Origin of the sequence: Bacillus sp. AFS041924, assembly GCF_002577195.1 — a bacterium.
Classification (GTDB): domain Bacteria; phylum Bacillota; class Bacilli; order Bacillales; family Bacillaceae_G; genus Gottfriedia.
Window position 1 is genome coordinate 1 of sequence record NZ_NULG01000008.1, and the last position, 22,052, is coordinate 22,052.

At 34.3% G+C, this 22,052-nt stretch carries 19 protein-coding genes and 11 tRNA genes; 4 read left to right on the forward strand and 26 right to left on the reverse strand.

Annotation, left to right across the window (positions count from 1 at the left end; translation table 11 throughout):
- Positions 1-29: 29 nt before the first annotated feature.
- From COC46_RS03145 to COC46_RS03155, 3 genes are all read right to left on the reverse strand, one after another.
- Positions 30-103 (reverse strand) — tRNA-Gly (locus COC46_RS03145).
- A 4-nt stretch (positions 104-107) separates the two neighbouring features.
- Positions 108-184 (reverse strand) — tRNA-Pro (locus tag COC46_RS03150).
- 5 nt (positions 185-189) lie between these two features.
- A tRNA-Arg gene (locus COC46_RS03155) sits at positions 190-266 on the reverse strand.
- Positions 267-862: 596 nt separating this feature from the next.
- Here COC46_RS03155 and cls point away from each other — a divergent pair.
- The gene (gene cls, locus COC46_RS03160) at positions 863-2,308 is read left to right on the forward strand and encodes a cardiolipin synthase (RefSeq protein ID WP_098808321.1); all 1,446 of its coding nucleotides are present in this window, start codon (positions 863-865) and stop codon (positions 2,306-2,308) included.
- A 135-nt stretch (positions 2,309-2,443) separates the two neighbouring features.
- Complete coding sequence (locus COC46_RS03165; RefSeq protein ID WP_098808322.1) at positions 2,444-3,262, forward strand: M15 family metallopeptidase; 819 nt, start codon at positions 2,444-2,446, stop codon at positions 3,260-3,262.
- A gap of 121 nt (positions 3,263-3,383) precedes the next feature.
- Here the strand turns inward: COC46_RS03165 and COC46_RS03170 are convergent, their stop codons facing one another.
- The 10 genes from COC46_RS03170 to COC46_RS03215 form a co-directional block, all read right to left on the reverse strand.
- The gene (locus tag COC46_RS03170) at positions 3,384-3,836 is read right to left on the reverse strand and encodes a helix-turn-helix domain-containing protein (protein WP_098808323.1); all 453 of its coding nucleotides are present in this window, start codon (positions 3,834-3,836) and stop codon (positions 3,384-3,386) included.
- Between the two features lie 257 nt (positions 3,837-4,093).
- Positions 4,094-4,176 (reverse strand) — tRNA-Leu (locus tag COC46_RS03175).
- 14 nt (positions 4,177-4,190) lie between these two features.
- Positions 4,191-4,263 (reverse strand) — tRNA-Lys (locus tag COC46_RS03180).
- A 284-nt stretch (positions 4,264-4,547) separates the two neighbouring features.
- Positions 4,548-4,622: transfer RNA gene (locus COC46_RS03185), tRNA-Gln, on the reverse strand.
- A gap of 303 nt (positions 4,623-4,925) precedes the next feature.
- Positions 4,926-5,001 (reverse strand) — tRNA-Asp (locus COC46_RS03190).
- 12 nt (positions 5,002-5,013) lie between these two features.
- A tRNA-Val gene (locus tag COC46_RS03195) sits at positions 5,014-5,089 on the reverse strand.
- A 9-nt stretch (positions 5,090-5,098) separates the two neighbouring features.
- Positions 5,099-5,173: transfer RNA gene (locus COC46_RS03200), tRNA-Glu, on the reverse strand.
- 7 nt (positions 5,174-5,180) lie between these two features.
- Positions 5,181-5,271, reverse strand: a tRNA-Ser gene (locus COC46_RS03205).
- A 7-nt stretch (positions 5,272-5,278) separates the two neighbouring features.
- Positions 5,279-5,353 (reverse strand) — tRNA-Asn (locus COC46_RS03210).
- An 83-nt stretch (positions 5,354-5,436) separates the two neighbouring features.
- Positions 5,437-5,889: a SprT family protein gene (locus tag COC46_RS03215; RefSeq protein ID WP_098808324.1), complete on the reverse strand. Its 453-nt coding sequence runs from the start codon at positions 5,887-5,889 to the stop codon at positions 5,437-5,439.
- A 303-nt stretch (positions 5,890-6,192) separates the two neighbouring features.
- Between COC46_RS03215 and cmpA the strand changes: the two genes are divergently transcribed.
- Positions 6,193-6,303, forward strand: coding sequence for a cortex morphogenetic protein CmpA (cmpA, locus tag COC46_RS03220; protein WP_088014579.1), 111 nt, complete (start codon positions 6,193-6,195; stop codon positions 6,301-6,303).
- On the opposite strand, the gene COC46_RS03225 is transcribed toward cmpA, so the two are convergent.
- The 13 genes from COC46_RS03225 to msrA form a co-directional block, all read right to left on the reverse strand.
- The gene (locus COC46_RS03225) at positions 6,293-8,491 is read right to left on the reverse strand and encodes a Tex family protein (protein WP_098808325.1); all 2,199 of its coding nucleotides are present in this window, start codon (positions 8,489-8,491) and stop codon (positions 6,293-6,295) included. The genes cmpA and COC46_RS03225 overlap by 11 nt on opposite strands.
- 118 nt (positions 8,492-8,609) lie before the next feature.
- Positions 8,610-8,960, reverse strand: coding sequence for a type II toxin-antitoxin system endoribonuclease NdoA (ndoA, locus tag COC46_RS03230; protein ID WP_056476047.1), 351 nt, complete (start codon positions 8,958-8,960; stop codon positions 8,610-8,612).
- A 4-nt stretch (positions 8,961-8,964) separates the two neighbouring features.
- Positions 8,965-9,246, reverse strand: coding sequence for a CopG family ribbon-helix-helix protein (locus COC46_RS03235; protein ID WP_069033898.1), 282 nt, complete (start codon positions 9,244-9,246; stop codon positions 8,965-8,967).
- 138 nt (positions 9,247-9,384) lie between these two features.
- Positions 9,385-10,557, reverse strand: coding sequence for an alanine racemase (alr, locus tag COC46_RS03240; RefSeq protein WP_098808326.1), 1,173 nt, complete (start codon positions 10,555-10,557; stop codon positions 9,385-9,387).
- A 168-nt stretch (positions 10,558-10,725) separates the two neighbouring features.
- Positions 10,726-11,745: a LolA family protein gene (locus COC46_RS03245; protein ID WP_098808327.1), complete on the reverse strand. Its 1,020-nt coding sequence runs from the start codon at positions 11,743-11,745 to the stop codon at positions 10,726-10,728.
- Positions 11,746-12,199: 454 nt separating this feature from the next.
- Positions 12,200-12,553: a holo-ACP synthase gene (gene acpS, locus COC46_RS03250; protein WP_098808328.1), complete on the reverse strand. Its 354-nt coding sequence runs from the start codon at positions 12,551-12,553 to the stop codon at positions 12,200-12,202.
- Between the two features lie 25 nt (positions 12,554-12,578).
- Positions 12,579-13,544: a UV DNA damage repair endonuclease UvsE gene (gene uvsE, locus COC46_RS03255; RefSeq protein WP_098808364.1), complete on the reverse strand. Its 966-nt coding sequence runs from the start codon at positions 13,542-13,544 to the stop codon at positions 12,579-12,581.
- A gap of 124 nt (positions 13,545-13,668) precedes the next feature.
- Positions 13,669-15,219: a degradosome RNA helicase CshA gene (cshA, locus tag COC46_RS03260; protein WP_098808329.1), complete on the reverse strand. Its 1,551-nt coding sequence runs from the start codon at positions 15,217-15,219 to the stop codon at positions 13,669-13,671.
- A gap of 448 nt (positions 15,220-15,667) precedes the next feature.
- Positions 15,668-17,050, reverse strand: a complete 1,383-nt coding sequence (locus tag COC46_RS03265; protein ID WP_098808330.1) for a UDP-N-acetylmuramoyl-tripeptide--D-alanyl-D-alanine ligase — start codon at positions 17,048-17,050, stop codon at positions 15,668-15,670.
- A 258-nt stretch (positions 17,051-17,308) separates the two neighbouring features.
- On the reverse strand, positions 17,309-18,409 hold the full coding sequence (locus COC46_RS03270) for a D-alanine--D-alanine ligase (RefSeq protein WP_141550866.1): 1,101 nt from the start codon (positions 18,407-18,409) through the stop codon (positions 17,309-17,311).
- A 202-nt stretch (positions 18,410-18,611) separates the two neighbouring features.
- The gene (locus COC46_RS03275; RefSeq protein WP_098808332.1) at positions 18,612-19,883 is read right to left on the reverse strand and encodes an MDR family MFS transporter; all 1,272 of its coding nucleotides are present in this window, start codon (positions 19,881-19,883) and stop codon (positions 18,612-18,614) included.
- A gap of 171 nt (positions 19,884-20,054) precedes the next feature.
- Positions 20,055-20,282 carry a hypothetical protein gene (locus COC46_RS03280; RefSeq protein WP_098808333.1) on the reverse strand — a complete coding sequence of 76 codons (228 nt, stop codon included), beginning with the start codon at positions 20,280-20,282 and terminating at the stop codon, positions 20,055-20,057.
- A gap of 271 nt (positions 20,283-20,553) precedes the next feature.
- A complete protein-coding gene (gene msrA / locus COC46_RS03285) occupies positions 20,554-21,501 on the reverse strand; it encodes a peptide-methionine (S)-S-oxide reductase MsrA (protein ID WP_098808334.1) in 948 nt (315 codons plus the stop codon).
- A 152-nt stretch (positions 21,502-21,653) separates the two neighbouring features.
- Between msrA and mscL the strand changes: the two genes are divergently transcribed.
- Complete coding sequence (gene mscL / locus COC46_RS03290; RefSeq protein ID WP_098808335.1) at positions 21,654-22,043, forward strand: large-conductance mechanosensitive channel protein MscL; 390 nt, start codon at positions 21,654-21,656, stop codon at positions 22,041-22,043.
- The last annotated feature ends 9 nt before the right edge of the window (positions 22,044-22,052 follow it).

A 22,052-nucleotide genomic window follows, 5' to 3' on the forward strand; every position in this document is an offset into this window, starting at 1 on the left:
TGTTTAGTTTTCAAAGTTCAATATTATAATGGAGCGGGTGATGGGAATCGAACCCACGACCGAAGCTTGGAAGGCTTCTATTTTACCATTAAACTACACCCGCGAAATGGTCGGGAAGACAGGATTTGAACCTGCGACCCCCTGGTCCCAAACCAGGTGCTCTACCAAGCTGAGCCACTTCCCGTAATATGGCGCGCCCGAAAGGACTCGAACCCATAACCTTTTGATCCGTAGTCAAACGCTCTATCCAATTGAGCTACGGGCGCATATTATAAAGTGTGTCGTCTCTGTTAGCGACTTTTACAGTTTATAACATCTAACTGCTGATGTCAACACTTTTTTAAAAAAGTTTTTTTAACTTTAAATGCTTACTACGATAAGCTCTTGTTGACTTCGTTAACTTCTGACGTGACTTTAACTATATTAAAGTATAGGATACTTAATGTCAACACTATTTAAGAAAAAAACTTCGATTAATTTATTTTTCAATTACACATTAGCTTTAATCACGCTACATCAATACTTACCTGGCTTAATTTACTTCGTGAACAGCAGCTTTCATCAGTATAGTTTTCTCATTATAGACATAAAACGAATTAGCATTATGGAATTATTATAGTAATATTTAAAGATAAACACTGTTAGACAATAGTCTGATTTTCAAAAGTCCCCATATCCTCTGACATGTTATCAATAATTCGCCGTTTTTTTTGATGTCGCTATCGTGAAAAGTTCCAGAGCAAATAAGAAAATACTTTTATTTTTGCGTAAGTATGCTGACTGTTCGTATAGTTTAATCTATTATATAAAAGATATTATTAATAAAATAAAAGGTAATCTAATTACATAGGAAGTGTGAAAAATGGATATTAATTTTCTTACAATCCTCCTTATCGTTAATATACTTCTAGCTGGAGTATTAATCTTTATTGAAAAAAGAGACGTTGCCGCAACATGGGCATGGCTAATGATTTTACTCTTTATACCCATACTGGGGTTTCTTCTCTATTTATTTTTAGGTAGGCAACTAAAACAAAAAAACTTCTATCATCTTTCCAATAAAGAAAGAAGTTATCTCCAATTGGCAGTTACCGACCAAGCTAATAAAATTAGTAATGATCAAAGTTTTTGTCGCCAAGATAAATTACTATCGAAACATTCACATTTAATTATGATGAATTTAAAATCTGCTAACGCCTTATTAACGACGGAAAATGAAATACAAACATTTAGTGACGGTCACCAAAAATTTAATTCTTTATTCCGGGACATACAGCTTGCCAAAAAAGAGATTAACATTCAGTACTATATCATCCAACGTGATTCTTTAGGAAAAAGACTGCGAGATGAACTAACCAAAAAAGCAGAAGAAGGCGTAAAGGTAAGAGTACTGTATGATGACATTGGTTCCAAAAGAATAACCCCCTCTTTTTTCAAAGAGCTTGTTAAACATGGTGGTGAGGTAAAAGCCTTCTTCCCTTCATTCCTAAGACTCATCAATTTTCGATTAAATAATAGAAATCATAGAAAGCTTTGTATTATTGATGGAAGAATTGCATATATAGGTGGTTTTAATGTAGGAGAAGAGTATCTAGGGATTGACCGGAAATTTGGATATTGGAGAGACACTCATTTTCGAATAAAGGGTGAATCAGTAAATCAAATTCAAGGACGGTTTATATTAGACTGGCAACAAGCAACTAAACAGAATCTACATATTATAGAAGAATTTGCATTTAATAATGATGAAAATATCGGAAGTACTCCCATACAAATAGTTGCCAGTGGACCAAATTCGGAAACAGAGCACTTAAAAAACATGTACGTTAAACTAATTATGTCAGCTAAAAAAAGTATCTATATCCAAACCCCTTACTTCATTCCTGACGCTAGTATTATGGATGCCTGTAAAATTGCTATATTATCTGGTATCGATGTAAGATTAATGATTCCGAGTAAGCCTGATCACCCTTTCGTTTATTGGGCAACTTTATCGTACGCTGGGGAACTCTTATCCTATGGTGCTAAAATATTACTATACGAAAACGGTTTTTTACATGCTAAAACAATCGTTGTTGATCAAGAAGTAGCTTCAGTAGGAACTACTAACATTGATACACGTAGTTTTAAGTTGAATTTTGAAATAAACGCTATCGTCTATTCAGAAAAAGAAGCCTCTGAACTACAAAACTTTTTTTTATTTGATAGTAAACATTCTAGGGAGCTCACACTTGAAACATATCAAGAGAGAGCAATCTTTATAAGAATAAAGGAAGCCATTTCTCGCCTTTTATCGCCAATATTATAAATTTCAAAAAAACATTACTGAATAGTAATGTTTTTTTAATGTTATCCGATAAGTTTTAAGTTGAAAGTCCGTGTATTCTATTGAATAATTAAAATAGTTAACAGATTATTAAATAAATTAAACAGAAGGTGAACTATGAGAAGAATCAAGAAGATAATTGTAAGTATTTTAACTTTTTCATTTTTATGGGTAAGTTTTTTTTCAATCCCAACCTCTACATATGCAGCAAGTAAAGTTTATACCGTAACTGCGAGTAAACTAAATGTCCGCAGCGGCCCGAGTACGAAATATAAGTTGATTGGCACTGTGGTTAAAGGTCAATTTTTAACGGTTATTAATAGGCAATCCAATGGATGGTATAAAATTAAATTTAAAAATAAAACAGGATTTATAAGCGGAAAATATGTAATCGCAGAATTCACTAATATTAAATCTTTAGATAAAAGTATTATTGTTGATTTGAGATATAATACAACCAACAACTTTACAGGCAAACGTATATACAATTTTAGCCAAGCCATTCTTAGAACGAGCACAGCTAAAAAATTAGCTAAAGCAAACTCTATTCTTAAAAAACAAGGTTATACGATTAAAGTTTGGGATGCTTACCGTCCTTTATCAGCACAGCAAACACTTTGGAACGCATATCCAAATTCGGATTATGTAGCTAAACCAGATCCTAAAAATATCCGAGGACATCAACTAGGTGCAACATTAGATATCACACTGTGTACTTTAGATGGAAAAGAAGTACAAATGCAATCTAAATTTGATGATTTTTCTTCACGCGCATCTCGAAGCTATAAACGAAGCAGTGTACAAGAAAAGAATTATCAAATAATGGATAAAGCAATGCAACAAGCCGGTTTTGTTGGTTATTCAAAAGAATGGTGGCATTACTCTGATACCAATCAAAAATTTAAACCAGTTCAAGTAAATCCCGCTAATTATTAATATTACGACTCACTTTTGGAATGTACCAAAAGTGAGTTTTTTAATTACTAATATAGAAGATCTTTACAGATACGTAGAGCTATAAAGAATTCTTTATTTTTGATTTAAACACGATTATTAATCAATCTACGTATTTCTTTTTAAAATAATCTGAACCGATACCACCTATGACCATCAATATCATCGGTAAAAAATTAATAATAACAGGATTATCTTTTAAAATTGTAATATCTGCACCCGTAAATTTATTCAAAAGAAATATCACCAATTTAGAAAGTAATAAAATAAATCCGACTATAAAAATACTTTCAAAAGTTATTTTCCATTTCGGATGTAATAACTGTTTACTATCTTGAATTATTTTTTCTTTTAATTCCTCATCACTTCTAAGTAACTCATCGATTGTAATATCGAATAGATCACTTAATTTAATTAGAATCTCAATACTTGGATAATTCTTCTCCGTTTCCCATTTCGAAACAGTTTGTCGACTTACATGAATCTTCTCCGCAAGATCATTTTGTGACCATCCTCTTTTTTCACGCTCATCTTTCAATCGTTTACTAAAAATCATAATAAATCACAACCTTTCAGTAACTCAATTATGAAAAATAAGCTATGTAAAGTAAAGATAGCAATACGTGCATTTGGGTGCAACCTGTGGTTGACATGAATATTCCTTTTATCATTAGGCTTTTTTACTACCTAACAAAAAAGCGATTTCTTAATCTGCAAAAAAAAATTAAGCCTATTGATTCATTACTATAGATGTCTAACAACACAAAAAAGACACCCTACAATTGTAAGATGCCTTGATAAGTCATATTAAGATGCGGCCGAGAGGACTTGAACCTCCACGGAGAAACCTCCACTAGGCCCTCAACCTAGCGCGTCTGCCATTCCGCCACGACCGCGAATAAACAAAAAGTGAGCCATGAAGGATTCGAACCTTCGACCCTCTGATTAAAAGTCAGATGCTCTACCGACTGAGCTAATGGCTCATATTAATAAGGTATAAAAATATTGTACGTTTCTATTGACGTCCTTGTCTCAGGTAGCTATTCAAGTAGTGGCTCGACAAGTACGCTGATGTTGTCGCTTCGTAGCTTATTCATTCGTGCTCTACCTACTGAGCTAATGGCTCATAATAATAAGTTTTATAAATACATGATATTACAAGTACAATGAAAAACCAACTAATTTTAAACTTACTTGCTGTATACACGATCGCATTTAAGATAAAAGCAAATCCCTCTACCTTAAACATTACGATTAAAAACAAAAATGGCTGGGCTACCTGGATTCGAACCAGGGCATGACGGAATCAAAATCCGTTGCCTTACCGCTTGGCTATAGCCCAATGATTAACCTTCATGAATCTACTTCTTCGAATAATCTTCATGAAATTGCACCGCAGGATTTTTTTTATGTTGTAATGTTCTACCTCTAGAATCTACTCCTCAAGATAAAAACAATCCGACATATCAATATACTATACTTCTTTACCTAATGTACGAGCACTCTTCATAAACCCGCCCCACAGGATTTTTTATACTGTAATAATCTATCTCTCAAACTAAACTCTCAAGATAAAAAAATCCAACCATCTCACTACTATTTTTCTCCAAATAAAGAAAAAAATACTACAAACTGTAGTAATTAATGGCGGTCCCGACCGGGATCGAACCGGCGATCTCCTGCGTGACAGGCAGGCATGTTAACCGCTACACCACGGGACCGTATGAAATTAATGGTGGAGGATGACGGGCTCGAACCGCCGACCCCCTGCTTGTAAGGCAGGTGCTCTCCCAGCTGAGCTAATCCTCCATGATAAAATGGTGACCCGTACGGGACTCGAACCCGTGTTACCGCCGTGAAAGGGCGGTGTCTTAACCGCTTGACCAACGGGCCGTATGTATGGCAGAGAAGAAGGGATTCGAACCCTCGCACCGCGTTAACGATCTACACCCTTAGCAGGGGCGCCCCTTGAGCCACTTGGGTACTTCTCTAAAATAATGGCTCCGCAGGTAGGGTTCGAACCTACGACCACTCGGTTAACAGCCGAGTGCTCTACCACTGAGCTACTGCGGAAAAATTCTAACTCTTCCATCTTGTCTTGTGACGTGATGACAAGTATTAATATAAACTATACATATACTACATGTCAACACTATTTATAATTGTTTTAACGGACTTTTGCAGATACCACACACAAAACGATTTATGTCTACTTTTCTTTTTCTTAAAAAGGCTTGCCCACATCCTGAACATCTATATTTGTACTTAATTGAGTGTGTTCTTTTTTTGATTGTTTTTAACGGTTTACAATACCTAGGAGCACCTACTTTTTTTAGTAAATCTTTAAAGTCTTGATCTTCGTGTTTATATCCTTTTTTCATAATATGAAGATGATAGTGACATAGCTCGTGTAAAATAATCCCCTTCAGCTCTTCAATTCCGTATTCTTCATAGTACAGCTTATTTAATTCGATATTGCTTGTTTTTAATAAATACCTTCCACCAGTTGTCCTCAATCGAGTATTGAAAGAGGCTTGGTGAAGAAATGGTCGCTCGAAATATGTCATCGATAAATCTTCAACCAATTTTTGAATCTTCTCATTATCCATTTGTAAATCGCCATCCTCTTTTTCTTCTTAATTATAGCTGAACAACTCACAATTTCTTGGGTATGTGCATACATTAAACATACAAATGAGAATTTCAAAAGATCTTATTAGTACGATTTATGCTAAATGGGCTGCTCTTAGTAAATCTCTCTACAACGGCGTAATTTTTACTATTCAAAATGAACAATACAGTTATCCTTTTTATACAATGTATCGGAAGGTTACCCCTCACTCATTTATTTCATCGCCCATCCCAAATTAAGATGGGCGAAGATTTTTAAGTTGGAGGTTTTCATCATGGTAATGCCTAGTTGGCTAAAATCTCAAATTCAAAAAGCATTTTATGAAAAAAACCGTTACCAAATAAAATTATTAAATCAATGTTGGTTTTATTATCAAAAAATTAAGCTTTGACGATTTCTTTTGATTCAATTGGTAGCATAGATAAGCCTACTCTTTGTTTCTTTTGGTCAACTTCAGCGATCCAAACCTTTACGACTTGACCAACTGATACAACGTCTAGAGGATGCTTAATAAATTTACTACTCATTCTAGAAATATGAACGAGGCCATCATTTTTTAATCCAATATCAACAAATGCGCCAAAATCGACTACATTTCTTACTGTTCCTTCAAGCTCCATACCTATTTTTAAATCTTCAATTTGAAGAACATCTTGGCGTAGGATTGGTGCTGCTAATTCATCACGTAAATCTCTTTCTGGTTGCATCAGTGATGCTAAAATATCATTTAGCGTAATTTCACCAATATCCAATTGCGCTGAAACATCTTTTAAATCGATTGACCTTAACTTTTCTTTCAATTCATTTGATCCAATTTGACTCGTCGAGAAATTTAATTGCTTTAATAGTTTTTTTACTTGTACGTAGCTCTCTGGATGAATACTTGTGCGATCCAAATGCTCATCCCCTTCAAGAACACGTAAAAATCCGATACATTGTTCGTATGTTTTAGAACCTAATCTCGGTATTGTTTTAAGCTCTTTACGATTTGTAATTTTCCCTTTTTCATCACGGTAATTAACGATATTTTTTGCTACTGTTTTAGACAAGCCTGATACGTATTGTAGAAGTGAAACTGACGCTGTATTTACATTTACACCAACTTGGTTAACCGAAGTTTCAACGACGAATGTTAATGATTCATTCAAACTTTTTTGAGATACATCATGTTGATATAATCCTACCCCAACAGATTTAGGATCAATTTTAACTAGTTCTGCTAACGGGTCTTGTAGACGTCTTGCAATTGATACCGCGCTTCGTTCCTCAACTTGTAAATCTGGAAACTCTTCTCTTGCTAGCTCGGATGCTGAATAAACACTTGCTCCAGCTTCATTTACGATTACATAGTAAATATTATTTTTCATTTCTTTTAGAATTTCAGAGATAAATAGCTCAGTTTCTCTCGATGCAGTACCGTTTCCAATTGCAATCATTTCGATTTGATATTTAACAAGGATCTCTTTAATTTTTGCAATTGCTTGTTCTCGTTTATTTCTTTGAACTTCTTCTCTTTCCCCCCTGAATGGATGAGGATAAATAACATCTATTTTAAGAACTTTTCCAGTCTCATCTACTACCGCTAATTTACAACCTGTTCGGAATGCTGGGTCGACTCCTAGCACAATTTTCCCTTTTAATGGTGGCTGCAGTAATAATGAACGCAAGTTTTCTGAGAAAATATTAATCGCATGCGAATCAGCTTTTTCAGATAGTTCCTTACGAATCTCTCTTTCGATTGAAGGCTGAATTAATCTTTTATAAGCATCTTCAACAACCTCTACTAGTATAGGTCTTACAATAGAGTCCTTTGTAATGACCTTTCTTTCTAAGAATGAAATAATTTCATCAAAAGGAGATTGAATTGCAACCTTTAAAATATCTTCTTTCTCAGCACGATTCATTGCTAGAACTCTATGTGGAACAATTCTTGAAATTGGTTCTGAGTATTCATAGTACATTTCATATACTTTTTTCTCGTCTTTTTCGGAATCTTTGACAGTACTGTCAATCGTTCCTTTTTTAAAGGTAGTTTCACGGATCCATTTACGATACGTCGCATTGTCTGCAATCCATTCTGCAATAATATCTTTTCCACCTTGAATAACTTCATCAACTGTACTTACTTCTAGTTCAACATTTATGTATTTTAATGCTTCATCTGCAAGGGAACCTTCATTCGGCATTGAAAATAACCATTCTGCAAAAGGCTCTAAGCCTTTATCTTTTGCAACTGTAGCTCGAGTTCTTCTTTTTTCTTTAAATGGTCGGTATAAATCCTCTACTTCTTGAAGCTTCGTCGCTAATGTGATACTTTTACGCAATTCATCAGTCAGTTTACCTTTTTCCGCAATTAAACGAATCACTTCATCTTTTCGTGTTTGAAGATTTACGGCATACTCATATTTTTCTAAAATGGAATGAATTTGTACTTCATCAAGTGAACCCGTTTTTTCTTTTCGGTATCGGGCAATAAAGGGGATTGTATTTCCTTCTTCTTTTAATTCAATGACAGTAGCTACTTGTTTCGAAGTAATCGATAAATCAGATGCTATTTTTTTAATCAATTGATGTGACATAAATTAACGCCTCCAATTTTTGGGAATTTAATAAGACCTAAAATAACCCTTTCAAGACGAAAGGGTTACAAAACATTTATTATAATCTATGTAGGTAAAGCTGCTGAAAAAAGCAACTTTAAAAGTCAACAAGTCCTAAACTGATTTGCAACGCTTCATCAACCTGATCCATCATCTCATCATCAAGATGTGTTATCTTATCGGTTAATCGCTGTTTGTCAATCGTTCGAATTTGTTCTAGTAGTATAACCGAATCACGTTCAAATCCATATTTTTTAGCATCGATTTCAACATGTGTTGGAAGCTTTGCTTTTTGGATTTGTGCTGTAATCGCAGCGACTATAACGGTAGGACTAAAACGATTACCGATATCATTTTGTATTATGAGAACCGGACGAACTCCACCTTGTTCCGAGCCAACTACAGGGGAAAGGTCTGCAAAATATACGTCGCCACGTTTTACTATCAAGTGATTACCCCCCGCTAACTAAGCGCTCCACTTTAGAATCCGCTTCAGACTCAGCATAGAATGACTCAGAAGATATTAATAAGTTGATTTTAGCCATTTCCATGTATCCACGTCGCATTTGTTCACGACTTTGGCGTCTTTTACGATCCTTTAAAAACATCTTAGTCGCTTGATAAATATACTCATTTCGATTACCGTTTTCTTGCTTGACTAATCCATCTAGTTCGCTTACTACGTGTTTTGGTAAACGTACTGTTATTTCAGTTGTCGCATTTAGTTCGGACAAGTTTCAGCACCTCCAGAATCAACTATTACCCATATATCTCCCTATACTACATCATACCATTATTTTCAGTGATTGGAAAGACACATATCTTCGTTTATCTTAACCAAATAACAGTGTTTCATACTTTAATACATCAAATTACAATGAATCTGATACTAGATAATTACTTATGGACTTAATATTTCCATTCTTTTTATATACTCTTGGTACTCTATGATTGATAAGGCATGTTACTTCATAATTGATTGTATTCATGTGAGTAGCGACTTCCTCAGCCGTTACCACTCCATCCTTACTTTCTCCTATTAAAGTCACTTTTGTACCAACAGGATAATGTTTAGAAAGCTTGATCATACACTGATCCATACAAACTCTACCAACGATTTCTGCCTTTTCACCTTCAACTAATACAGAAAATCCTTGCATATCTCTTAGCCAACCATCAGCATATCCCACCGGTAATGTAGCTATCCATTCTGAATCAGAAGTAAAATATGTTGCTCCATAACTTACACCACTATTAGCTGGCAATTGCTTAATATGTGAGATTTTCGTATAAAACGATAGTGCAGGCTTTAATGTAAACGGCAGCAATGGTTTTATTTCTAAAGATGGAGTTAAACCATACATGATAATACCTACACGTACAGTATTAAATAAATTAGTTTCTAATGCAGCCGCTGCACTATTCGCACAATGAATGACCTCAGGAGAGAATCCAGTGCTCTTAACCCATTCTATACATTCATAAAATTTGTCTACTTGCTCTTTAAAGTAGGATCTATTTAGCTCATCGGCAGTAGCAAAATGCGTAAACAAACCTTCTAGTTTAATTGATGGATTTTTTTGTAAGATCGATGCAGCCTGCTCCCATTCAGATTTTGTCTTTAGGCCTAATCTACCCATCCCAGTATCAAATTTAATATGAATCATTGTACCATCTGTATTTTTCAGATTCTGAGAAATAGCTTCTAACCAATCAACATTATATGCCGTTAAAGTTAATTTATGCTTGATAGCAACCTTAATATCCTCTGGTCTAGTTGCTCCTAATACTAAAATCGGTGCATCTATTCCCGCGTTACGTAGAAAAATCCCTTCATCAATGAATGCAACCAACAATCTCGTTGCGCCAGACTTTAATGCTTGTTTAGCCACTTCAACATAACCATGTCCATAGGCATTCGCTTTTAAAGCTACATAAATTTCTTGATGATTAGGGTAAAGCGATACAATATTTTTGATGTTTTCTTCAATTGCATCTAAATCTACTTCTACCCATGTGTCGCGATAAAATGGTGTTTCTGTCATGATTTACACTTCCTTATCGATTTACCCATTACTCTTTTTCATATGTGTAAAATTATTTGCTTATTTTACTATAATTGTCAACCAATAACCTTCTCACTCATAGTTTATTTGAAATTTAAAAAGGCGTGATAAAGCATCATCACGCCTTTTTAAGTTTGAAAAAAAATATTATTTTGTGCCTGTATCTCCGACGGATTGAGCAACTTGAATTAACTCACTTTGAGTTAAGTTTTTAGAAACAATTGTAAAGTCTGTTCCTCCGTATGACCATGAGATCATCTTATCAGATAAAGCTCCTACAGTTTTTCCTAAATCTACTGGTTCACCCGTAATTTCCATCGTTGTTCCTGACTCTGAAATCCTTGCTTTTTCTTCAATTAAGGTAAATGATTTTTTATCACCTTTATATGAAAGAATGACTTGAACACCATTTTCTGTTTTTACTTCTTGTTGATCTTCTAATACGACACCCTTCATTAAATAATTAGGGTAAAGTGTTACTAATAAATTAGGGTCATTTTCTGGATTTGTAGATGTAGGCACACTTAAACGAGCGCTTGTCATATTTTTCTTAACATCGAATGCATCACTATCAAATTTAGCATTGTATTGTACTTTATCAAATCTAACATCCAACACAACATTCTTATCTGTATCCAATAATTTTACTGATTCAGGTATTAGACCTTTCTTCTTAAACGTAATTTCTTGTGTTGGGAGCAATTGTCTATTCGTATAATTTGTTTTCGTTTCAAAAACATAACCTTTTTTAGTTGTTTTAAATGTTGCACTTTTATCTTGTACTAGGTCATTAACCAATGATTCCGGTAAGTATGGTTGACTGCTATTTGATGGCCAGTCACTTTGGAAACGATAACTTTTATTTAATGCTGGTGTTAAAACAAACACACCTTCTTTGTTTCTTAAAATGATTTGATTTTGATCACTCTTAGCATTTTTTAATTGTACACGGTAGTAAGAAGGTTTTTTATGCCAAATGACTACTTCATACTTTTGCGGATCATTTCCATTATTAATCGTTAATGTTGCATCCGCCTTATAACCATCCATTTTTTCCATCTGATTGCTAAGAGAACCTACAACATCATCCTTCGTTTTCTTGCCACATGCAGCCAATGATAGTACCAACATGATAGTCAAAAGCATCGCTACAAGCTTTTTCTTCATCTCCCCAGCTCCTTTGTTCCTCTTATAGTGTAAAAAAGAGAATCTTATGCAAAGGCATATGAATAAATGTGCGCGAGTAGCTTAGAAGTAAAATCTAGATTTATTCATGCACGTTGCAACCTTGCTTCTCATATCCTCATAGAACTATATGAGGTCAAGCTCTAAAATATGCAGACTAGCATGACGAGCTAAATTAAAAAATTTAAAAGGAAACTTAACGAGTGAAGATCATTTAGGCAAAGGCAGAAGTGTAGTTGAGCTTATACTGAATACGTATCTACGTCGATTTTTCTATTTATACGTTCTTAATTTATAGGCTCTGTTAAAAAAGAATGTTGATTTTCCATTCCAGGTACTTCGCTTTCCATNNACTAAAATCAACAATTAATAGTAACAGAGCCAATTTATAAAAAAAAAGCAGCCACTCTCTTAAAATGAGTGACTGCTATTATAATTATATTTGCTGTAATACCACTTGAGCCGCTGCATAATGTTCAGTATGCGTAATTGATAAAAACGGTATAAACGGCAAATCAACCGTTAATACCGGCTTACCTTTTTCATCATTTAATATTTCGATATCTTGGAATCCTAATTCCTTCCCTATACCGGTTCCAAAGGCTTTTGAACAAGCTTCTTTAGCCGCAAATCGTCCAGATAAAAATTCAAGTTTTCTTCGTTCTGATAAATTTTCGTAGATCTCATATTCTGCTTCAGTTAGAATCCTTTTCGCGAAACGAGGCTGCGAACTAATAATTTCCTTCATTCGTTCAATCTCTACTAAGTCTAATCCAATTCCCACAATCATATTCCCTCACCCTTACCTTTTTGCACTATGGTTTAAAATAAAAGCTTGAACCATTAATTACTTCAATGGACGAATGTTTTTTTAGATCATCCATCAATTGAAATAACGCATTATCTTTTTGTTTCGCTTCAATCATACAATCAATTTGACTAACTGAGCCATAAATTTCATTTAAAAATGTCATAAACAGATTTGAATCCACATAATCAGCATGTGCACGTACATCTTTCTCATCTCTAGGACTTGATATATGCATTTTCATTGGCAAACTCGAAGCTTTCCATGTATCAACTGTATACCCCCAATTTTTTACCCAATCTTCATTTATGTGGTTAACTAAATGGTGATGATAGTCAAATACAAGTGGTACACCTAATTTTTCACAAGCAAATAACGTTTCATCAAACGTAAATGTTGTATCATCATTTTCAAACATTAGCATTTTTTGAATTTGTCCGGGTACAAGGCTAAAATTCTCAATTAATTGTTCAAGTGATTTTTCCTTATCATCATACCCTCCACCAACATGTAATACACACCGCTGTTCGGTATTAATTTTCATCGCTTTTAACAATTGATAATGCATTTTCAAAGTTTTTACCGATGTTTTTAATAATTCTTCATTAGTAGAGTTTAATATAACGAAATGATCCGGATGAAAATCAATCCTCATTTCATTCGCAATTGCGAATTTGCCTAACTCAAATAAACTTTCCTTTAATGGTTTTATATAATTCCAATCTGCCACTTCTTCATGGTTTGCTAAAGGGATTAATTTACTACTTAGTCGAAAAAATGATATATCATGTGCCTTGTTGTGTTTTAGTAGTCTTATACAGTTATTAATATTTGTATTAGCAATTTGTTCAAGCTTACGAATGGCCGCTTCTCTATCCTTTTGCTTTAAAAACTGTGCAACCGTCATCGTCTTTGATGGCGAGGCATTTTGTAAATTCATACTCATTGCAACATACCCAAGTCTTACAAGCATTTTCATTCCAACTCTCATATGTTTTTAATTAGTGTATGGAATCTACCCGAATTCACACATTACGAGAGAATTAAATTATAAACAAAAAGGTACATGGATTTAACCATGTACCTTAACTAATTTCTTATTTACTGCTGTCTTGTGTTTTACGTTGTCCACCACGGTTGTTATCACGAGAACCTTCGCTACGTTTGCTACGGAAGCTTCCTCCACGGTTATCACGGTCTCCACGACGTCCATCTCCACGACGATTATCGCTACGACGTCCATCTCCACCGCCACGTCTATTTTCACCACGACGGTATCCACCGCCACCGTTTCCACCATTTCCTCCGCGTCCGCCACGGTCACGTTTGACCATTGGTGGCTCGTCAGTTAAACGAATTGGTGTTTCGTTTGGCTCTTTTGTTAACATTTTTAAAGCTGCAGCTACAACACTTACAGAATCATGCTCTTCAAGTAATTCTTCTGCAATACGTTTATAGAACGCTAAATTATCACTTTCCATAGTCGAAGTTAATTTTTCTGCAATGATGCGTTGTTGACTTTCAATTGCTTCGTCTAATGTAGGTGCAGTCATACGTTCCATACGACGTTTAGTTGTACGTTCGATATTTTTTAATTGATTAAACTCACGAGGAGTAATAAATAACATCGCTATACCTGATTTACCAGCACGTCCTGTACGTCCAATACGATGAACATAACTTTCAGGATCTTGTGGGATATCAAAGTTATATACATGTGTAACTCCAGAAATATCTAATCCACGAGCCGCTACATCAGTTGCAACTAAAACATCAATTGAACCAGCTTTAAATTTACGAAGTACTTGCTCACGTTTTGCTTGTGATAAATCACCATGAATACCTTCTGCAGCATAACCACGTAAGTTTAATGCTTCTGATAATTCATCAACACGACGTTTTGTACGACCAAAAATAATTGCTAATTCTGGTGTTTGAATATCTAATAAACGTGTAAGAACGTCAAATTTTTTCTTTTCTTGAACTTCAATAAAATGTTGTTCAATGTTAGGCATTGTAACTTCTTTTGCTTTTACTTTTACAATTTGTGGATTTGTCATGAAAGTTTCTGCAATGCGACGAATTGGATCAGGCATTGTAGCAGAGAAAAGAAGTGTTTGTTTGTTTTCTGGAACTTCTTTTAAGATCGCTTCAATATCTTCAATGAATCCCATGTTTAACATTTCATCCGCTTCATCTAATACAACTGTATTTACATTGTTTAGGCGAATTGTACGACGGTTAATATGGTCTTGAATACGACCAGGAGTTCCTACAATAATATGTGGGAATTTTTTTAATGAACGCATTTGACGGTTAATGTCTTGTCCACCGTATATCGGAAGAATTTTTACACCTTTGTTCATACCAATTTTGTGTAATTCTTCACCAACTTGAATTGCTAATTCACGTGTAGGTGCGATTACAAGCCCTTGAACATTGTTGCTATCTACATCAATTTTCTCTAGTAATGGAATACCAAAAGCGGCAGTTTTACCAGTACCAGTTTGCGCTTGACCAATTACATCATGGCCTTGTTTTGCTAATGGAATAGTCTGCGCTTGAATTGGTGTAGCTTCCTCGAAGCCTAATTTTTCAATCGCAAACAGGATCTTACTACTTAATCCTAATTCTTGAAATGTTGTCAATTTGGTTAATCTCCTTTGTATCTCAATTGATCTATAAAAATGATCTATAAAAAATCTATAAAAATTATATGTTTCGTGACTGTTCATTATGGAAGGTTCGTTATTAGTGGAAAACAATACCGAAGTATCATGAAAAGGAAACAATATCTACCCATTATACGTACATTCCATCTAAAAAGCAAATGAAGTTATATTCTAACAATTTGACATTTGAACTATAGCTACCCTTTGAAATATAGATATTTTCTCCGTAAATTCAATAGTTTATAACTTTTTTCATCCCTTATATTACGAACAGTTTTCATTTGTTAAATTATGAGAATAAAGTTTTCACTTTGTATATCATTAGGGCATGGTTAAGGAAAAAGGGAATAAGGTATCAGCAAAAGATTGGAATTTACATGACCTTCTCTACCTTATAAGTTCCCTTTTTCTAAACAAATTTCCCCTATGTCAGTTTTACAAGTGCATTTACAACTTCTTCTAACTTCATTCCCCTAGAGCCCTTAACTAATACTAGGTCTTTTGGCTGAACTTGTTGTAATAAATCTTCAATTAGTTTATTTTTATCGTCAAAGCTTTTTACTTTCGAAGAGTCCATTTGTTCGAAAGCTGAAGTTGCTGCAAATTTACTTAATGGTCCGAAAGTGTATAGAAAGTCGAAATGTAAATTTACAACTTCTTCCCCAATTTCTTCATGAAAAGCAATTTCTTGATCACCTAGTTCTAGCATGTCACCAAAAACCACAAATTTTCTGTTATAACCTTTTAGTTCTGAAGCAAATAAAAGTGCCGCTTTCATTGACGTAACGCTCGCATTGTAAGCATCATTAATAATTGTTATTCCATTTTCATTTTTTAATAGCTCCATACGCATTTTTGTCATTTCTAAATTTTGCATACCAGAACTAATTTCATCCCAAGTTAGAGAAAACTTTCTCGCAACTGCAATGGCTGCCAATGTATTACTAATATTATGTTTGCCTAATACGCCCAATTTGAAACGAAAATCCTTAGCATTATTTATTACAAATTCGCTACCAGATTCACTCATTTCAATAAATGTTGGATATACATCATTGCTTTCATTAAAACCAAATGATTCAATTGTATAGATTGAGTTTTTGTCTTTTGTACCTTCAATTAGTAATGGTTCATCACCATTAATTACAAGTAATCCACTTTTTGATAATCCACTAGCAATCTCAAGCTTCGCTTTTGCAATACCCGCTCTTGAGCCTAGCTCTTGCATATGGGACTCACCGATATTCGTAATAATCGCTGCATCAGGCTCAGCTAAGTTAGATAAGAATTCAATTTCACCAAAATTGCTCATCCCCATCTCTAGTACAGCAACCTCTGTATCTTCTGACATTGCTAATACTGTTAACGGAAGTCCAATATGATTATTAAAGTTCCCTTGTGTTTTATGTACTTTGTATTTTGCTGAAAGAATGCTCGTTAAAATATCCTTTGTAGAGGTTTTCCCATTACTTCCTGTGATACCGACTACTTTACCATTCCACTCGCTTAAATACGATTTAGCCAAGTGTTGTAAAGCTTCTAACGTGTCTTCAACAAAAATAACAGAAGCGTTTGTTGGCACATTTATAAACTTTCTCGAACAAAGTACTGCACTAGCACCATTCTCAATTGCTTGAGGTAAAAATTGATGCGCATCGAATTTTTCACCAATAAGCGGAATAAATAATTTTCCAGTTAAATCTACACGTGAGTCTGTTGAAACTCCATTGATCGTTAAATCTTCTCCTTTTAATTCACTACCAGGAATCATATGAACGATTTGAGATAAAGTACGTACGATTGACATTGTCACCCACTCCTCTTCTATAACATTTTTCTTTTTTTCATATGAAAACACTATTCTGTCATCAATAGTGTTTCAGACTGCCCGCAAAACGCTCGCTTACTTCGCTGACTGCGGTCCTCATTACCATTTACGATAACTCCACTCCCCATCAGACTTTGCGCCTCGAAAGACAAACGATTTCAATTAGTCTGAACATCAGATATTAGATTTTGCCAACAAACTGAAACACTATTCAAGCATGAATAGTGTTTTCAATTGTTAAATATTATATTTAATTTGTTGTTTTTGCTCGTGACGATCAATAGCTAGGTCTATTAATTTTTCAATTAATTTTGGATATGTTACTCCAGTAGCCTGCCATAATTGAGGGTACATACTGAATGGAGTAAATCCAGGCATTGTATTAACTTCATTCATTAGTACTCCACCATCTTCTGTTACAAAGAAATCTGCACGTGTTAAGCCTGAACCATCAATTGCTTTGAATGCAACTTCTGCGTAATGCTTAATTTTTTCATACGTTTTTGTTTCTACAGGAGCTGGAATAATTAAACCAGTATCGCCACTTTCATATTTTGCACTATAGTCATAAAATTCTACTGAAGGTTTGATTTCACCAACAACAGAACATTCAACTTTATCGTTACCTAAAACAGCAATTTCAATTTCACGTCCAACAATATTTTCTTCAATAATTATTTTACGGTCAAATTGGAATGCTTCTTCAAATGAAGCGATTAATGCTTCACGGTTTTTAGCTTTCGTTATACCAACACTTGATCCTAAGTTTGCTGGCTTAACAAATACCGGATAACCTAATTCTTTCTCTACTACTTCATAGCAAGATTCCGCATTTTCTTTCCACTCCGTTTTTAGGAAATGAACATATTTAGCTTGAGGAATACCTGCTTGAGCAAATAAGTTTTTCATAATCACTTTATCCATACCAGCAGCTGAAGCTAATACCCCATTACCTACATAAGGAATATTTAATAATTCCAGTAAACCTTGAACTGTTCCATCTTCACCATTTGGTCCATGTAATAATGGGAAAATAACATCAACTGGGCCAGTTGAATCTTGATTTGAAGCTGCAGGAATAATTGATGAAGTTAACGCGACAGGAGCGATTTCATTTACATGTTGGTCTTCATTTGAGAATTTTAAAGCTGCAACACTTTCTACTTTACCTTCAATTTGTTTCCCTTGTAACCATTCGCCTTGTTCTGTTATATAAATTGGATACACATCAAATTTTGTGTGATCTAATGCAGAAATAACGGCAAAAGCTGTTTGTAATGATACTTTGTGTTCAGCAGATTTACCGCCATATAATAATCCTAACTTAATCTTCATGATGTTCCCCCTACTATTTTTTGCTCCCCCTATTGTACCACTTTATACAAAAGTGTATAAGCTTTTATGGGTAGAAACCTATATTTCTTTACAACATATGCAATGATAGCTGTTTTGTGATTTCTTTACAACTAAAAAAAGTATAGCGTATGACACTATACTAGTACGACAGAATAAAAAAATCTTAATTCAGACTGCATGAAAGCTATTGAGCTATACCTTGTTGATTATCTCTTAAGGCTACCTTTTCATCTAGTGAACGATACATTACACCCGATAGCACAACTCCTGTTCCAAGAATGATAAAAAGCCAGACCCCTAACTTTAAATCAAATAAAAAGCCACCTAATAAAGGTCCAAGGAATCCTCCTATTGTCCACTTCATACTTCCAACAGCCATATAAGTTGCCCTTAATTCTTCAGGTGCGATATTCGCCACAAATGTCATTTGAACTGGCGACATGACCATTTCTCCAAAGGTGTAGTATATGAAAATAATTGCCAATAGGAAAAGAATCATCCACTTACCTAACCCAATAGAAAGCAAAAGTGGTGGTGCAAAACCAATCGATAAAATACCTAAACCAAATAATATCGTTCCATAGAACATCGTTTTTCCAATCGAACGATTCGATAAATAACTTGAAATAGGAAATTGAAAAAGCACAACTAACAATCCATTAAGTGACATTAAAAACGGATAAGGATTCCACTCACCGAAATGAGAATTAAAACTTTGTTTAAAATAAAGTGGTAGCATTCCTTCAATTTGTGAAAACCCCATTGATATTATGACACCTGTTGCTACATAAAAAAGCAATAATTTATCAGAAATAATGATGTTCATAACCTTTTTAAACGGGATTCTCGTTTTGTCCTGTTTTTCTTTAACATTTTTTTCTAGAGGGAGTGTTTCTTTTAATAGAATTAATTGAGCAATACTATAAAGTCCCAAAGTTATTGCTGCAATATAAAATAAACTGTCTTTTGAAAAATAAACAACCGAACTCCCTAATAATGGACCAATAACAGTACCTACATTACTCCCAACCCTTAATAACCCATATGCCTCAGTTCTTTCTTCGGGTTCAGTTACATCAGCTACCATTGCCGAAGCTGCTGGATTAAAAAACGAATTACTAATCCCTAGCAAAATCGATAAAATTAAGAATGCCGTATAGCCTTCTACTAAAGCAAACGAAACTAAAATGAGAGATGTTCCAAGTGTTGAAAAGACCATCATACGTTTGCGACCGTATAGATCAGCTAGCCTACCCCCGGCCATCGAACCAAATAAAGATGCTATAGGTGAAATTGACATGATAAATCCTACTTTTAACATCGAATCAACTTTACCTTCTAAATATAGTGCAAAAAATGGCATTAGCATCATCATCGCACTACTCGTAATCGTTTCTCCAATAACTCGAATCCACACATTACGATCCATATCTTTTAGTTTTTTTAAAAAGTTCATCCTTATTGACACCTCCTAGTGCATCAAAACTTCCATCTTTTCGACGTATCAGATGAATAGTGACTTTAATCAAATTACTTTATGTACTCATCAGATAAAATATGTTACACAAAAATAAAAGGGTGTCCAAATTGACTTTTCGTCATTGAACACCCACTCTTTTTTTAACGTTTAAACTTGTTCTTTTGAAGAAACTGAAAACATCAATCCCAAAAAAGTACCTAATAAAAATAAGGTTGAACAAGAGCCCATCAATACTATGCTCACCGTTAAGCTTACGCCTGTATGTAAGAAACCGCTTCCAGTGAAATAAAGTAAAAAAAGAATAAGACCAATAAAAAAGGCAATACCAGAATATTGAGTATATGTTTCAACGATTTCAAGATCAGTTTGCTTCATAATGATTAACCTCCTGTTTCTTCTTTTCCGCGAATTGCAATACCTAATTTGTGACAACTTTGTGACACTTTTATATTAACACACTTATTTCAAAATTGTAAATATTTTCAGAAAACATTTTAAAAATATTTGAGACAGATTAAAAAAGTAATGATTAGGTTATAATCCAGTGTCATCTTTTAATAAAGAAAAAACCGAGACAATATTACATCTCGGTTTCATTCGTTTATTTATTTATATCCCATATAAGTGAAATAAATTAAATAGCACTCTATTTCAGAAAGATGCTCTTGTAATTACCATAACCTTCTTCATCCATTTTTTCATATGGAATAAACCTTAAAGCAGCAGAGTTAATGCAGTAACGAAGCCCCTCAGGTCCAGGCCCATCATCAAAAACGTGACCTAGATGTGAATCAGATTCTGCACTTCTCACTTCAATACGCAGCATTCCATGGCTATAATCCTTTTTCTCTTCAACTTCACCCTTTAATATAGGTCTTGTAAAACTTGGCCATCCACAGCCTGAATCAAATTTGTCCAATGAACTAAATAATGGAACTCCAGATACGATATCAACATAAATCCCTTTTTCTTTATGATCCCAGAACTCATTTCTAAAAGGCGGTTCAGTTGCATCTTCTTGTGTAACAGCATACTGAATTGGTGTGAGCTTTTGCTTTAACTCTTCTTGACCAGTTTTCCAGTGCTCCTTTAAAAATTTTTGGCGACCAGAACCTTTAAAGTATAACTGATAACGAACTGGATGCTTTTTATAATAATGCTGATGATATTCCTCAGCTTCATAAAATGGTTTTGCAGGTAATATTTCTGTCACAATTGATTTCTTGAAAACGCCACTTTTTTCGAGTTTTTCTTTTGAGGCAATTGCTTGTTCTTTTTGATTTTCGTTATGATAAAAAATTGCCGTTTTATATGAACTTCCTCGATCACCAAATTGTCCACCTGTATCTGTCGGATCAATTTGTTGCCAAAATAAGTCCAATAATTTTTCATAAGGATATACTTCCGGATCAAATGTTATTTGAACTGCTTCGTAATGACCTGTTAAATGAGTGCACACTTCTTCATACGTTGGATTTTCTTTCTCCCCACCTGTATAGCCTGATACAACCTTTATGATTCCGTCCTGTTGATCAAACGGTTTTACCATACACCAAAAACAACCACCAGCAAATGTAGCCAATTCTGTCCCCATACCTTAACTCCTCCTAAAAATTGTCATTAATTAGTATTTACCATATCTAAAAGACGATATAAATATTTTTGCTTAAAAAGTCTAATTGCTTACTTGAAAGAATGAAGATTTGTATGTAAACTTATACGATAATTACACAGGAGGAAAGTAAAATGTTTGAAGAATTTAAGAAGTTTGCCTTGAAAGGGAATGTACTTGATTTAGCAGTTGGGGTCATTATTGGTGGTGCTTTCGGTAAGATTGTGTCCTCATTAGTTGCTGATATAATGATGCCTGTTATTGGATTAATCATAGGAAAATCGAATTTTACTGGCTTAGTTTTTCACGAAATTAAATATGGTTCCTTTATCCAAACAGTTATTGATTTCCTAATTATTTCAATATCAGTATTTTTCTTTGTCCGATTACTAAATAGACTATCGTTTAGAAAGAAAGTAGCAGAAGAAGCAAAACCTGTCGTTCCTACTAAAGAGGAAGCTTTACTTATTGAAATTCGTGATTTATTAAAAGAACAGGTTAAAAACCAAAAAGATATAAGCTAAGCTTATATC